Source organism: Bradyrhizobium sp. WBOS07 (assembly GCF_024585165.1).
Taxonomy (GTDB): Bacteria; Pseudomonadota; Alphaproteobacteria; order Rhizobiales; family Xanthobacteraceae; genus Bradyrhizobium; species Bradyrhizobium japonicum_B.
In genome coordinates, this window is sequence record NZ_CP029008.1 from 3,456,303 (window position 1) to 3,469,212 (window position 12,910).

Annotated in this window: 17 protein-coding genes; 10 read left to right on the forward strand and 7 right to left on the reverse strand. The window is 65.6% G+C overall.

What is annotated here, in order from left to right; all coding sequences use genetic code 11:
* Nucleotides 1–61 precede the first annotated feature (61 nt).
* A complete protein-coding gene (locus DCM79_RS16525) occupies nucleotides 62–274 on the forward strand; it encodes a KTSC domain-containing protein (RefSeq protein ID WP_257175382.1) in 213 nt (70 codons plus the stop codon).
* A 12-nt stretch (nucleotides 275–286) separates the two neighbouring features.
* Here DCM79_RS16525 and DCM79_RS16530 read toward each other — a convergent pair whose 3' ends face one another.
* The gene (locus DCM79_RS16530; RefSeq protein ID WP_257175383.1) at nucleotides 287–1,066 is read right to left on the reverse strand and encodes an EF-hand domain-containing protein; all 780 of its coding nucleotides are present in this window, start codon (nucleotides 1,064–1,066) and stop codon (nucleotides 287–289) included.
* Between the two features lie 251 nt (nucleotides 1,067–1,317).
* Between DCM79_RS16530 and rpe the strand changes: the two genes are divergently transcribed.
* The 5 genes from rpe (at nucleotide 1,318) to DCM79_RS16555 (ending at nucleotide 3,297) form a co-directional block, all read left to right on the forward strand.
* On the forward strand, nucleotides 1,318–2,019 hold the full coding sequence (gene rpe, locus DCM79_RS16535) for a ribulose-phosphate 3-epimerase (protein WP_028137335.1): 702 nt from the start codon (nucleotides 1,318–1,320) through the stop codon (nucleotides 2,017–2,019).
* A 51-nt stretch (nucleotides 2,020–2,070) separates the two neighbouring features.
* The gene (locus tag DCM79_RS16540) at nucleotides 2,071–2,667 is read left to right on the forward strand and encodes a hypothetical protein (RefSeq protein WP_257175384.1); all 597 of its coding nucleotides are present in this window, start codon (nucleotides 2,071–2,073) and stop codon (nucleotides 2,665–2,667) included.
* Nucleotides 2,668–2,758: 91 nt separating this feature from the next.
* On the forward strand, nucleotides 2,759–2,902 hold the full coding sequence (locus DCM79_RS16545) for a hypothetical protein (protein ID WP_257175385.1): 144 nt from the start codon (nucleotides 2,759–2,761) through the stop codon (nucleotides 2,900–2,902).
* 5 nt (nucleotides 2,903–2,907) lie between these two features.
* Nucleotides 2,908–3,081, forward strand: coding sequence for a hypothetical protein (locus DCM79_RS16550; RefSeq protein ID WP_257175386.1), 174 nt, complete (start codon nucleotides 2,908–2,910; stop codon nucleotides 3,079–3,081).
* Nucleotides 3,082–3,105: 24 nt separating this feature from the next.
* Nucleotides 3,106–3,297, forward strand: coding sequence for a hypothetical protein (locus DCM79_RS16555; RefSeq protein WP_257175387.1), 192 nt, complete (start codon nucleotides 3,106–3,108; stop codon nucleotides 3,295–3,297).
* A 26-nt stretch (nucleotides 3,298–3,323) separates the two neighbouring features.
* On the opposite strand, the gene DCM79_RS16560 is transcribed toward DCM79_RS16555, so the two are convergent.
* The 5 genes from DCM79_RS16560 to DCM79_RS16580 form a co-directional block, all read right to left on the reverse strand.
* Entirely contained in the window at nucleotides 3,324–4,754 is a 1,431-nt protein-coding gene (locus tag DCM79_RS16560) for a bifunctional serine/threonine-protein kinase/universal stress protein (protein WP_257175388.1), read from the reverse strand.
* Between the two features lie 5 nt (nucleotides 4,755–4,759).
* Nucleotides 4,760–5,500: a metallophosphoesterase gene (locus tag DCM79_RS16565; RefSeq protein WP_257175389.1), complete on the reverse strand. Its 741-nt coding sequence runs from the start codon at nucleotides 5,498–5,500 to the stop codon at nucleotides 4,760–4,762.
* A 114-nt stretch (nucleotides 5,501–5,614) separates the two neighbouring features.
* On the reverse strand, nucleotides 5,615–6,220 hold the full coding sequence (locus DCM79_RS16570; RefSeq protein ID WP_257175390.1) for a hypothetical protein: 606 nt from the start codon (nucleotides 6,218–6,220) through the stop codon (nucleotides 5,615–5,617).
* Nucleotides 6,213–6,899, reverse strand: a complete 687-nt coding sequence (locus DCM79_RS16575) for a hypothetical protein (RefSeq protein WP_257175391.1) — start codon at nucleotides 6,897–6,899, stop codon at nucleotides 6,213–6,215. The genes DCM79_RS16570 and DCM79_RS16575 overlap by 8 nt, the downstream gene beginning before the upstream one ends.
* Entirely contained in the window at nucleotides 6,896–7,675 is a 780-nt protein-coding gene (locus DCM79_RS16580; protein ID WP_257175392.1) for a MotA/TolQ/ExbB proton channel family protein, read from the reverse strand. Before DCM79_RS16580 ends, DCM79_RS16575 begins: the two co-directional genes overlap by 4 nt.
* 199 nt (nucleotides 7,676–7,874) lie before the next feature.
* Between DCM79_RS16580 and DCM79_RS16585 the strand changes: the two genes are divergently transcribed.
* The 3 genes from DCM79_RS16585 (at nucleotide 7,875) to DCM79_RS16595 (ending at nucleotide 10,320) form a co-directional block, all read left to right on the forward strand.
* Complete coding sequence (locus tag DCM79_RS16585; RefSeq protein ID WP_257175393.1) at nucleotides 7,875–9,245, forward strand: sensor histidine kinase; 1,371 nt, start codon at nucleotides 7,875–7,877, stop codon at nucleotides 9,243–9,245.
* A gap of 7 nt (nucleotides 9,246–9,252) precedes the next feature.
* Complete coding sequence (locus tag DCM79_RS16590; RefSeq protein ID WP_257175394.1) at nucleotides 9,253–9,903, forward strand: response regulator transcription factor; 651 nt, start codon at nucleotides 9,253–9,255, stop codon at nucleotides 9,901–9,903.
* A gap of 111 nt (nucleotides 9,904–10,014) precedes the next feature.
* A complete protein-coding gene (locus DCM79_RS16595; RefSeq protein ID WP_257175395.1) occupies nucleotides 10,015–10,320 on the forward strand; it encodes a hypothetical protein in 306 nt (101 codons plus the stop codon).
* A gap of 35 nt (nucleotides 10,321–10,355) precedes the next feature.
* On the opposite strand, the gene DCM79_RS16600 is transcribed toward DCM79_RS16595, so the two are convergent.
* On the reverse strand, nucleotides 10,356–10,943 hold the full coding sequence (locus tag DCM79_RS16600; RefSeq protein ID WP_257175396.1) for a TetR family transcriptional regulator: 588 nt from the start codon (nucleotides 10,941–10,943) through the stop codon (nucleotides 10,356–10,358).
* 549 nt (nucleotides 10,944–11,492) lie between these two features.
* On the opposite strand from DCM79_RS16600, the gene purB reads away from it, so the two are divergent.
* Nucleotides 11,493–12,800, forward strand: coding sequence for an adenylosuccinate lyase (gene purB, locus DCM79_RS16605; RefSeq protein WP_257175397.1), 1,308 nt, complete (start codon nucleotides 11,493–11,495; stop codon nucleotides 12,798–12,800).
* The last annotated feature ends 110 nt before the right edge of the window (nucleotides 12,801–12,910 follow it).

Here is a 12,910-nt window from a genome sequence, read left to right on the forward strand (position 1 = left end):
TCGCGCTTTGGAAACGAAACGGCGGATACGGCGTTACCCTGGCGGCCTCAGGTGTGCTGCCATGCCGTCATCCGTGATCAGGTTCTTCCGCTATGCGCCCGACACCCGGGAGCTGAAGGTGACTTTCGTCAGCGGACGCCTCTATGTCTATGAGGACGTTCCGCCCGAGGTTGCCGCAGCGTTCCGGCAAGCGCGCTCAAAGGGCGCGTTCTTCAACCACGAAATCCGTGACCGCTATGACTATCGTGACATCACGCACGAATATGCCGGCTGATCTCGGATGCGCTCAGACGCTCATCGACATCGACGAACCGGCCGCCGCCGAAGAGCCCTGGCCCTGGCCGCCCTGCTGCTGCATCAACTGCGCGAACAGATCATAGGCCGAATTGCGGGGGCTGGCGGCCCCCGGCACCGTCGTCGACATCTTGAAGCCGTCGGCATAGGTGACGGTGGTGGTGGTCGAGCCGTCGGCAGCAATCGTCGTCGTCGAGGTCGATCCGCCGACGGACTTCGATGAATCCGATCCATCGCCCGAGCCGCCGGCGCTGTCCGCGTGATGGTGGCCGTGGCGACCGCTCTTCAGGGCCTTCGACATCTCGTCGAGACTGACGTTGCCGTCGGAGTTGGCATCGAGCTTGGAGAACACCTTGTCGGCCTGCGCGAGGTTGGTCCCGCCAGCCCCCAGTGCGTCCTCGAACTCGGACTTGGTGATGCTGCCGTCGCCATCCGCATCGATCTGCGAGAACAGATCCTTGAGTGCAGCATCCCGGCCTTTCGACGTCGCGTTCGTCGAGGTCGCCACGCCGCTGCCGTCGGACGATTGGCTTTGTGCCGCGATCAGCGCGCTCATCGTTTCCGGCGAAATCTGTGCGCAATTGCCCGAATTGACCGACGAGGTCGCGCCGCTGGTCGTATTGCTGCTGCCGCTGTCGATCGCGAATGGGTTGGTCGCGCCCTGCGCCGATCCCGTCTTGTGCGTCGAGGAGGACGATTTCGAGTTCGTCAGCGACTGAATCGCGTCGAGTGCGCTCGATACGGCCCCGACGGCCCCAAGGGCAAACAACATTGCACAACTCCAACCGATGCGGCATGCCGCGGCCAATGTTCTGCAGGTGTCGGCAGCAAGCGTCGTGCCAGCGCAAAAAGTTCAATGAAATCCGGCTACGCCGCGCCTGGGACGACCGGGGAACACCGGCAATTCGTGCCGGCTGCGGCAGAATTTTCCGCCCACAGCAAGCACGCCTGTCCTGCATTGCCCGCCGTGGAGGCCCATGTTAGGCGAGGCCATCTTTCACGGCCGCATCGGGAAACCGCGCCATGACCCAAGCCTTCACCCCCCGCCCGCTGGCCATCGCGCCCTCGATACTGGCCTCGGATTTCTCCAGGCTCGGCGAGGAGGTGCGTGCCGTGGACGCCGCCGGCGCCGACTGGATCCATCTCGACGTGATGGACGGTCACTTCGTTCCCAACATTTCCTACGGCCCCGACATCATCAAGGCGATGCGCCCGCACACCAAGAAGGTGTTCGACGCGCATCTGATGATCTCGCCATGTGACCCCTATCTCGAAGCCTTTGCGAAAGCCGGCTGCGACCACATCACCGTGCATGCGGAGGCCGGCCCCCATCTGCACCGCTCGCTGCAGGCGATCCGCGCGCTCGGCAAGAAGGCCGGCGTCTCGCTCAATCCAGGCACGCCGGTCAGCGCGCTCGAATACGTGCTCGATCTCGTCGACCTCGTGCTGGTGATGTCGGTCAATCCCGGCTTCGGCGGCCAGGCCTTCATTCCCTCGGCGATCGGAAAGATCCGCGATATCCGCGCGATGACGGCGGGGCGCCCGATCGACATCGAGGTCGATGGCGGGGTCGGCCCCGACGTCGCCGGCGCGCTCGCTGCGGCCGGCGCCAACGCCTTCGTCGCCGGCACATCCGTATTCCGAGGCGGCACGCAGGATGCCTACAAGGCCAACATCGCCGCGATCCGCAACGCGGCGCTAGGGGCCCGTGGCGAAGCCATCTGAGAACCATTCGCGGGTCCCGAACCGGCGGCTCCGCCGCGGCGACCAAAGGCAATGAATGGAATTCACGCCACCCCGTTTTCCGCAGGCTTGGAACGCCTGCGCGCCGAATCCCTGCAGGACGGAGAGCGGGTGATCTGGCAGGGCCAGCCCGACGGCGTCGCCCACATGATGATGTGGCGGTATCTTTGGTGGATCGGATTTCCCTGGCTGTTGCTGACCGTTATCGCCGTCGGCTTCGATTGGATCGGCGGCGCGGCCGAGCCTCTCGCGATGCTCGGCGTTGCGATGGTTGCGGCCCCGCTGGTGATGCTGCTTCAGGACCTGCAGACGCTCTATCTCATAACCGATCGTCGCGCGCTCATCTTACGAACGGCCTGGGGCAGACGGACGGTGAGCCAAACGCCATTCCAGGCGATGGACCCGGATTGCGAAATCCTCGACATCGGCCGTGGCGCCGGTCATCTCAATTTCGCGTCGGGAAGGTCGACCCGCTCGCCCGATACCGACTATACTGGACGCTACGGATTTCGCTGTCTTCGAGAAGCGCCGCGCATACGGGAGATCCTCGAAGGCGCGCGCACGGGCGCGATGCGACAGCACGGAAAAAAAGTCGCGGCTTCTACGGGTGCTGCAATGCGCAATGCCTAAAATTGCAGTCTTGATCCGTACTCATCCGGACTTCACTGATTCGCGCAAATCACCGCAAGTGATTCCTGCCTGCTTTTGACGGGAGGACATCATGACGGCGATCCTGCTCTGGACTGGTGTAGCGTTGTGGTTGGCGTTCAACGCGGCGATTGCGGCTCGCAGCCTGCATGTGGCGCGACCGCTGAAAGCCGAAGCTTCTGCCCGCGTCATCCACCTTCATCGTCGTCGGGGCTGAGCGCCATGCAGATCACGCTCGTGAAGCGCCAGCCGAAGCGCAGGTGCCGGATCCCGCGCCGCCCGCATCCGGGCCTTGATTTCTTCTTCGGCCGCCTCGATCGCACCGACGGCGCGATGGACGACGATGCCAGGCTGGACACGACCGACCTCGATCATTCGTTGGCGTCACAGCACTGATCCTTCCCTCTTTCGGACCACCCCATGAAACCGCACTGCCCGAACTGCCTGAAGGAAATGACCAAGGCATCCGCGTCGCGTAACCTGTTCAATTGCGAGCCCTGCCGCGAGATCATCCAGTTTTTCGGCGGCAGCGCGGATCACGGCGAGCCCGGCCCGCAATTCTCCTGGCCGATCCGCCGCAAGCGGGTCGCTCACGCCGCTCACGCGGCCTGATCCGCCCGCTCAAGTCGGCCGGCAGCCTATCCCGGTCGTTCGCCGGTATCGGCGTCGCCGGCCATCCGCGGCGGCCGCACCACGGTGACGGTGCAGGCCGCTTCCGCGGCCACCTTGGCCGAGACACTGCCGAGCAGCGTGCGCCTGAACGAGTCCTGCCGCGCTCCGATGATGACGTGGTCGACCTGGTTGACCTCGGCGAATTCCAGGATCGCGGCGGCGGGATCAACCGCCTCCAGCACATGAGCCGTCAGCCGGCTCTCATCCAGTTTGAGCGGCGTCGCCCAGTGCCGGAGTGCGACCAGGCGGTCGATATGCTTGTTGGACCCCTGCTCGTCCAAGGTGCGGTCGACCGCGATCCGGCTCAGCTTGAGCACGTTGAGGCAGGCGAGCCGGGCCGACGGCAGGGTAGCGAGAATGCGCTCGGTGGTCACGCGCAGCGCCTCGTTGAGCTCCGGTGCGCCTTCCACCGTGTCGAGCGCGACCGCGAGGATCGGGCTCGATGCGATTTGGGCGGCGACATCCGACTTCGCGCGCGGCGCCATGACACCCAGATTGAACCGGCGCCGCCAGGCGACGCTGAGCGGGTCGCGTTTGACCCGCTCCGAGCGCGTGGTGAGCTTGACCTGGTCCGGATGGGCGAGATCGAAAGCAAGCTGGGACGCTGTCGGATAGCGCCACACCGGTTCGATCTCGAGACACCGCAGCACCACCTCCTGGAGCCAGGGCGGATAGTCGGCGCGCAAGCTTCGCGGCGGGTGCGGATCGCGCCACAGCCGGCGCCGCATCGCGCGCAGCGTCTCGCCCTCGCCGAACGGCCGCTCGCCGGTGGTGAAGAAATACAGCAGCACGCCCAGCGAAAACAGATCGCTGCGCGGATCGTCGCGCACTCCCGACAGCCGCTCGGGCGCCATGTAGGGCGCAGTGCCGTAAGGCAGGCGGAATTCCTCCTGCAACAGATCCGGCAGGTGATTGTGATGCGACAGGCCGAAATCAATCAGCACGGCCTCGCCGCTCTCGCGGAACATGATGCTGCTCGGCTTGATGTCGTGATGGATCACGTTCTGCCGGTGCAGGTCGGCCAGCGCGCTCGCGATCCTGGCGACGAGCTGCCGCGCTTCGTCATAAGGCAGCGGCAGGTCGGGCAGCCGCTTGTAGAGCGTGGCGCCATCGATGCGCTCGATCACGACATAGGCCTGGTGCGCGAAATCGCCGGTGCCGAAACAGGTCGGGACGTGCGGCCCCGCAAGCCGCGGCAGGATCATCATCTCCATCTCGAAGGAGACGATCGCGGCGGGATCCTCGCCCTCCGAGACCCGCGGTATCTTCATCAGCAGGGGCACGTCGATGCCGGGATGGGTGACGGTCCACAGCGTCGCCATGCCGCCGGCGTGAACGCATTCGCCGATGGTGTAGCCATCGATCACCGCGCCGGATTTGACCAGAGGCTTCGGCATTGCCTTCAGCGCCCCTGCGAGAGCCGATCGGCGAGCCAATGCGGCAGACCGTTGTCGCGAATTCTGCCCGCTGCGGTCGCGACGTCATAAGGCGCGCGGCAATAGGTGATCTGGCACGATTCGGTGTCGAACAAGACGAAGGCTGCCGACGGATCGCCGTCGCGAGGCTGGCCGACCGAGCCGAGCACGGCGAGCCATTGCCGTCCGCGCAGGAGCTGCACCGGGACGTCGGTCTTCGGCACGAAGCTCGTCATCTTCGCCGTCACCGACATCGAATAGAGCGCGGGACGATGGACATGGCCGCAGAACGTGACATGGGCCGGTGTCGCGATCAGGCTCTTGGCGGCCTCCACCGTCGAGCGGACATAGTGCCAGCGCTGGGGCTGGGAGGCTTCCGAATGCACGAAGAGCCGATCGCCGTCCTCTACCAGCATTGGCAATTCGGTCAAAAACCGCCGCTGCGCGGTATCAAGCCGGCCGCGGGTCCATTCGATCGCGACCTGCGCCTCGGCGTTCATGGTCTCTGCGGAGGAATTGACCGCCTGGTCGTGATTGCCGCGCACGGCGACAGCCCCTTGGGCAACGAGCTCCATCGCGGTATCCACCACCCATTCGGGATCGGCGCCATAGCCGACGAAATCGCCGAGCAGCACGAATTGCTCCGCGCCCTCCGCACGGGCGACCTTCAGGCAGGCCTCGAAGGCCTGCCGGTTGCCGTGGATATCCGAAAAGACAGCGAGAAGCACGCACCCTCCACCCTCGAATTCTTATTGAAAGCCGATAAGGCCAATTTGAGGGAGGTCAAGACCATGCGCCAGCGCGGCGGCCTTTGCCAGCGCCCGCGGACGATGGCGGAGAGCCTATTGCTCGTCTTTCGGGGGCATCCGGGGCGGCGGCAGCGGGGTGAACACGGCGCCTTGCGCGCCGGCCGGCGGGGCGATGAACTCGCCGGTCGAGGAATCGCCGCCGGTCGTCTCCAAGATGGTCTTGGGCGTCACATATTCGCGGACCATGTCGATGATGCTGCCATCGCCGCCGCCGAAGTCGGCGGCGCGGCCGCCTTGCGGATTTCCCAGCGCGATCTCGTTCTCCGCGGCATGGGTCTTGTCGGCGAGCCTGTCGTTGTAGGGCACGCGGAAGGCACGCGGAATGCCGCTCGGGCGATTGTCCTCGTCGAGCTGCTCGACCCACAGATAGATCGAGCCGGGATCGCCCTGAAGCGAGTGCGGCTCGACGATGCGGGCCTTCAACAACTTGAAGGACGCCGGCAGCCGGTCGGAACTGGCCCAGCCGAGCAGCCCGCGCATCTCGGTGAAGCTGACGACATAGAAGGCGCTGGTCACGATCACCGCGATCGCCTTCAGCGACCAGTGCAGGCGCGCATAGACCAGCACGACCAGCAGCAGCGCGCCGATCACGGCGTAGGCGACCGACAGCGTCAGGATGATCGTCTGCAGATCAGTCACGGCGTATCCTCGTGGGGTTCCTGCTCACGCCTGTCCTCGGGTCGAGATCGGCGCCGTTGCGCCAGCCGCTGCGGAACGTCTCCAGCAGCGATTTCGGCCGCTGGTCGACGTTGACGACCTTGCCCTCGTCATCGATCCGAAACCGGACCGCGGTCTTCTCGTCGCCGGTGTGGTCGAGCGTGAACTTGTTGTCGAACACCACCTGCGCCGTCGGATTGAGCTTCTGCACCTTCACGTTGGCCGTGACCGGCTCGCCGGTTGTCGCCACGAAATGCGAGATGTTGACGGTGTATTCGCCGGCCAGGATGCCGCGCACCGTGACGATCTCCTCGCGGATCGGCGAGGCGATCTTCTTGCCGGCGACAATGATGAAGTCGTTGGCCCCGCCGCGGTCGTCGCGGTCGAGGGTGAGGAAGCCGGCCTCGCGGTGGCGATACCATGCGATGTTGCCGACCGGATCCTGCACGAACAGGTCGAGATCGTCGGGGTGATTGTCCGGCCAGTCCAAGGTGATCATGAACTCGGCCTTGGAGTCGATCTTGCCCTCCTTGGCGTCCGGAGAGACCGCCAGCAGCGCCAGAAAGAACAGGAACGCGATCACCTGGAGCGCCTTGAACAGCATCACGCCCAGGGGGTCGAACGCCTCCTCGCGCGGATAGAGACCGAAATCATCCATCATGACGAGGTGGCGCCCTTGACTGCGCCTTTGCGCTCGAGCACCGGCGTCACATAGGTCTCGGTCAGCACCACCGCATCCGAGAACACCCGCTGGGTCGCGGCGTCCAGCATGTAATACTGGATGCGGACCAGGATCGAGCCGACGAGGCCGGCAAGCGTCGTATACATCGCAACCGCCATGCCGTCGCTCATCAACCCCATCGATGAGCGCATCGCGACCTTGTCGGCGGCATCCAACCCCGCGATCGGCGCCAGCATGATGATGAAGCCGATGATGGTGCCGAGCAGGCCGAGCTTCATCAGCGTGTCCGAGACGAAGGCGCCGAACCCGTTGGAGCCGCGCAGGCGATCGGCGAGCGTTCGCAGCAGCAGGGTCTGATCCACCGGGCGATAATCCTGCGCCGCGGCCTTGGTCACCAGGCTTTCGATGTGATCTCGTACCAGCCCGCGCGGCAACGCAGCCGCATGTGCATCGAGCACCTTGCCGCCATCGGGGGCCGCGAGCACCTCGCGGCAGCGCCGCGCCGCCGCGCCCTCCCGCGCGATCGCCCGCGTGCGCAGGAAGCAATGACCGCAGGTGAGGACATAAAGCACCGCGATCACGCTCGAAATGTAGGTGCGGTCCGAGGTCAGCATCAGATGGATCAGACCGAACCGCCACAGCAGCACCACGGCGAAGATCGAGAGTCCGGTGAAGATCATCCAGAACAGGAGCGCGCTGCGCTCGGACGGGTCGGTCGCTACAGGCGCGATCGGTCCAATCGTCATCGAACTCATGCTGCACCGCTCCTCGGGCCGCAACGATTGGCCCCATAAATTTCCACCCGATTAGATCAAAGCCGCCGTATCAGGTCCAAAGACCCATGCCCAATCCGGCTTGGGAAATTTGCCCGAGCTGCGATCCTGCCGAACCCCGCAATTGGCAAGGCGCGGCGGCGTTGTTAGGCTGACCTTATCAAACGTCGAGGGTGATCGCATGCGCCTCGTGCTTCAGCTTGTCGCCCGTCTGCTGCTCATCGTGGCTCTGTGCCTAGGCGCGGCAACCATATGGGCCACGTTCGACGCCTATCGCAGCGTCGATCGGGCGACCGCAGCCTCGGCGCAGCGCGTCGCGCAGGCGCTTCAGGGGCTGTACTGGCGCGAGCTTTTGTTGCGCAGCAGCAGGGCCCGCGAGCATATCCTGCCGGTTCCGGACTGGCGCACCCTGGAGACCATGAAGCTGATCTCGCCGGGCGTCTGCGTCGAGTTCCAGCCGGCCACCGCTTTTGAGAAGCCGCTCTGCGGCCAGAGCGAGGGGCTGGGCAAGACGCCGCCGCGCTGGTTCGCCGCCATCGTGCCGATGATCCTCGGCAGCCACGCCGAGGTGATACGGCCGGTCAGTCCCCGGGCCGCTTCCGCCGGCACAGTGGTCGCGACGCCGGATGCGGCCGCCGCGATCTCGCTCGCCTGGGAGTACACCCTCAACGTGATCGACGTCGCGCTGTTGATGGCGGCGGCGATCGCACTGCTGGCATCGCTTGCGATCGCGCATGCGCTGGCCCCGGCGCGCGCGATCGTGACGGCGCTGCAGCGCATGGCGCGCGGACAATACCGCACCCAATTGCCGCGTTTCCGCTCGATGGAGCTGGCGATGATCGGCCGCGCCGTCGAGGAGCTCGGCGGCCGCCTGGAGGAAGCCACCGAGCAGCGCGCCGCGCTGACGCGGCGCCTGATCGAGATCCGCGACGACGAGCGCCGCGCCCTCGCCCGCGAGCTGCACGACGAGTTCGGGCAGAACCTGTCCGCCATTCTCGCTTTCGCCAACACGATCGAGACGGCGAGCAAGAAGGGGAACCCCGACATCGGCATCGCACAGGATGCGCGCATGATCTCGCAGGCGACCCATCATCTGATGGCCTCGTTGCGCGATGCGCTGAAGCGTCTGCGCAATCCGCTGCCCGAGGAGCTCGGGCTCGAGGCGAGCCTCGTCAATCTCGTCGACAGCTGGCGCTCGCAGAGCGCGGCGCGGCCGACCATCCGGCTCGACCTCAGGGGCGACCTGACGGACGTGCGGGGAGAGGCCGCCACCACGGCCTATCGCGTGGCGCAGGAATGCCTGACCAATGCGCTGCGCCACAGCGCGGCGCGCGAGATTTCCTTGCGCATTGAACGCCGGACCGGCGACGACAACGCGCTGCTGATCCGCGTCGAGGACGACGGCGGCGGCGATGCGGCGCGCGTCGCACAGTCGGCGGGCTTCGGCCTGACCGGCATCCGCGAGCGCGTCAATGCGGCCGGCGGATCGCTCTCGATCCTGCCTGCCCGCGGCGGCCTCAGCGTCGCCGCCACCATCCCGCTCGCCGCGTGAGGCCGCCATGAGCGAGGTGGCAGCAACAGGCATCTCCGTGCTGCTGGTCGACGACCATCCGATCGTTCGGCAAGGCTACCGGCGCGTGCTGGAAAGCCAGGGCGATCTGCATGTCGTGGCGGAAGCCGACAACGCCGCGGACGCCTATGGCGCCTTCAAGGCGCACGACCCCGATGTCGTGGTGCTGGACATCTCGATGCCGGGCGCGAGCGGGCTGGAGGCGATCCGCAACATCCGCGCCCGCAGCCCGCGGGCGCGGATCCTGGTTTTCACCATGCACAACGAGGCCGTGCTGGTGAAAGCCGCCTTCGGCGCCGGCGCCAGCGGCTTCGTCACCAAGAGCAGCGAGCCGTCCTCGGTGGTCGGCGCCATCCGTGCCGTCGCCCGCGGCGAGCGCGCCATGAGCGACGACATCGCGCATATCCTGGCCGAGGACAGCCTGTCGTCGGGTTCGGTGCTGGATCAGCTGGGGGAGCGCGAGATCGAGATCCTGCGCCAGTTCGCCGGCGGCGCCACCACCGAGCAAATCGCGGCGCATCTCAATCTCAGTGTGAAGACGGTGCAGAACTATCACTACCTGATCAAAACTAAGACCGGCGCACGCACGGATGCGCAGCTGGTGCGGCTGGCCGCAACCTGCGGTCTGACGAGGATCTAGCAGCAGAGCTGCCGCACCGGTTTGGGCCCTGAAGCTTCTCGATCTGCCGAACGAAATTGGAACGCAGACCCTCCGGCTCCGGTTAACACGGCAATGAAGGAGTACAGGGTCATGAGTAAGGGTCACCACAAGTCAGTCGACCATCCCCCCATTATCACGGTCGGCGAGTTGATCGACGAGCTCTGCCGCCTGCCCGACACCGCCGTCGTCCACTTCCGCTGCCCGATGCTCGATCAGGAGCTGACATTCCACCGGCTTCGAAAGCGGTCAAAAGACGCCGTAGAAATCGCGGTCGATGTCTATCCCGTTAGCCCGCCCGTCGTGCCATCGTCCGATCCGGCCTTCCAAACGCGAAGACACTCGGCTTCCTCGCCCTCGCTTCGCGACGGCGCCCTTCTTCACAAGGCGAGAGGTTGATCGGCCGCACAGCGAAGTGAATAAGTCCTGCGGCCTCAGGCCGCCTTCAGACCGCGCAGCAGCAGCGCCAGCGTCGCGTCGACGCGCGCAGCAAGATCGGCATCCTTCCACTCCTCGGCATGAGCCGGATGGTGGAAACGGACGGTCGCATCGAAGATCGCGCGCGCCGTGATCTTCGCGTCAGCGACGTCAAACACGCCCTGCTTCACGCCGTCGCTCAGGATCGCCGCGATCTGGTCGATCATGGTGTCCTTGTGACACTTCACGGCCGCGCAGGCCTCGCGCGCCAGCGTCAGGTAGGTCTCGAACATCTCGGGGTCGTCGAGCACGCGCGAACGCTTGGCAGCGAACAGCGTGCGCAGCCAGCGCTCGAGCCTGGCCGGCGCCGGGCCCTGCTCCTCGACGATCGCGCGCAACGGCGCGTCGATGCGGTCCAGCCAGCGCTTGGCGACGGCCTCGCGCAGCGAGGCCTTGCTGGGGAAATGGCGATAGACGCTGCCGTGGCTCACATCGAGCGCACGGGCCACGTCGACCACGGTGGCCTTGGCAAGTCCGAAGCGCCTGAGCACGTCCTCGGTGACGTCGAGGATCCGCTCCGGCGTCAAGACAACAGCTTCATTCATGCCAGCACCATGTTCCCGTTCAGGGCTCAGTTTCCCGGCAGTAGTAGGGCTGCTTCCGAAGCGCCCTGGCCGGTCGTTTCGGAAAGCCTATGCCCTAATGAGGCAGTTTCGCAGCCTGCGCCGCGATCTGGCGCGCCACCAGCAGATTGAGCCAATGCCCAATCACGCCGGTCAAATTGAGGATTTCGGTCGTCATCGCCTTAAGTCTCCATTCGTCCCGTTCTTCAATTCGCCCTCCGATCCGCGTCGGATGTCGGGCTCCCCGGGGCTTGTCGCGGGACGCCCAATTGGAGCGTCCGAGAACGGATATACATGTCTCGCTGACAGATTTCAATATCTGTCAGTCAATGATCCGTGATTGACAGCTGATTTCTGCGGCGGGGCCGCCTCCCCCTGCGAACCGGTCCGGTGGATAGCTCGGCGATCCCCCTCTCTCGCAGGCCAGACCGTTTGTTTCGCCCTGTCCGCTCTGTTAAATCACGGCGTAAAAAGCATTTTGGCCGGCGCCGCCTCCTCAGGATCGCCCGCCCACCTTCCTGGAGCCGTCAGATGATCCCCCGCTATACCCGTCCCGAAATGGCCTCGATCTGGGAGCCGCAGACCCGGTTCAAGATCTGGTTCGAGATCGAGGCGCATGCGGCGGACGCCCTGGCCGAGCTTGGAACCATCCCCAAGGAGGCGGCCAAGACGGTCTGGGCCAAGGCCAGGAACGCCACCTTCGACGTCGCCCGCATCGACGAGATCGAGCGCGAGACCAAGCACGACGTCATCGCCTTCCTCACCCATCTCGCCGAAATCGTCGGCCCCGAGGCGCGCTTCGTGCATCAGGGCATGACCTCCTCCGACGTGCTCGACACCTGCCTCAACGTGCAGCTCACCCGTGCCGCCGACCTCCTGCTCGCCGACCTCGACAAGGTGCTGGCCGCGCTGAAGAAGCGCGCCTTCGAGCACAAGATGACGCCGACGATCGGCCGCAGCCACGGCATCCATGCCGAGCCGGTGACCTTCGGCCTCAAGCTCGCTTACGCCTATGCCGAATTCTCGCGCGCCAAGGAGCGCCTGATCGCGGCGCGCAAGGAAGTCGCGACCTGCGCCATCTCAGGCGCCGTCGGCACCTTCGCGCAGATCGATCCCCGCGTCGAAGAACACGTGGCGAAAGCCATGGGCCTCGTCCCGGAGCCGATCTCGACCCAGGTGATCCCGCGCGACCGCCACGCGATGTATTTCTCGACCCTCGGCGTGATCGCCTCCTCGATCGAGCGGATCGCGGTCGAGATCCGCCACATGCAGCGCACCGAGGTGCTGGAGGCCGAAGAGTTCTTCTCCGAGGGGCAGAAGGGCTCCTCCGCCATGCCGCACAAGCGCAACCCGGTGCTGTCGGAGAACCTCACCGGCCTGTCCCGCATGGTGCGCGCTTATGTGACGCCGGCGCTGGAGAACGTCGTGCTCTGGCACGAGCGCGACATCTCCCACTCCTCGGCCGAGCGCATGATGGGCCCGGATGCGACCGTCACGCTCGACTTCGCGCTGGTGCGCCTCGCCGGCCTGATCGACAAGCTGCTGGTGTACCCCGCCAACATGCAGAAGAACCTCGACCGCCTCGGCGGCCTCGTGCATTCGCAGCGCGTGCTGCTGGCGCTGACGCAGAAGGGCGCCAGCCGCGAGGATGCCTACAAGCTGGTGCAGCGCAACGCCATGCCGGTCTGGCGCGGCGAAGGTGACTTCCTTCAGCTGCTGAAGCAGGACGTGGAGGTGCGGAAGTATCTCTCGGACGCCGAGATCGAGGAGCAGTTCGACCTCGGCTATCACCTCAAGCACGTCGACACGATTTTCAAGCGCGTGTTCGGCGAGAGCTGACACCTTCCCGTAGGGCGGATTAGCGCAGCGTAATCCGCCTTCCGTCCCAGCAACGCGGCGGGTTGCGCTGCGCTAACCCGCCCTACGAACTCCGAACAAGAAACGGATCT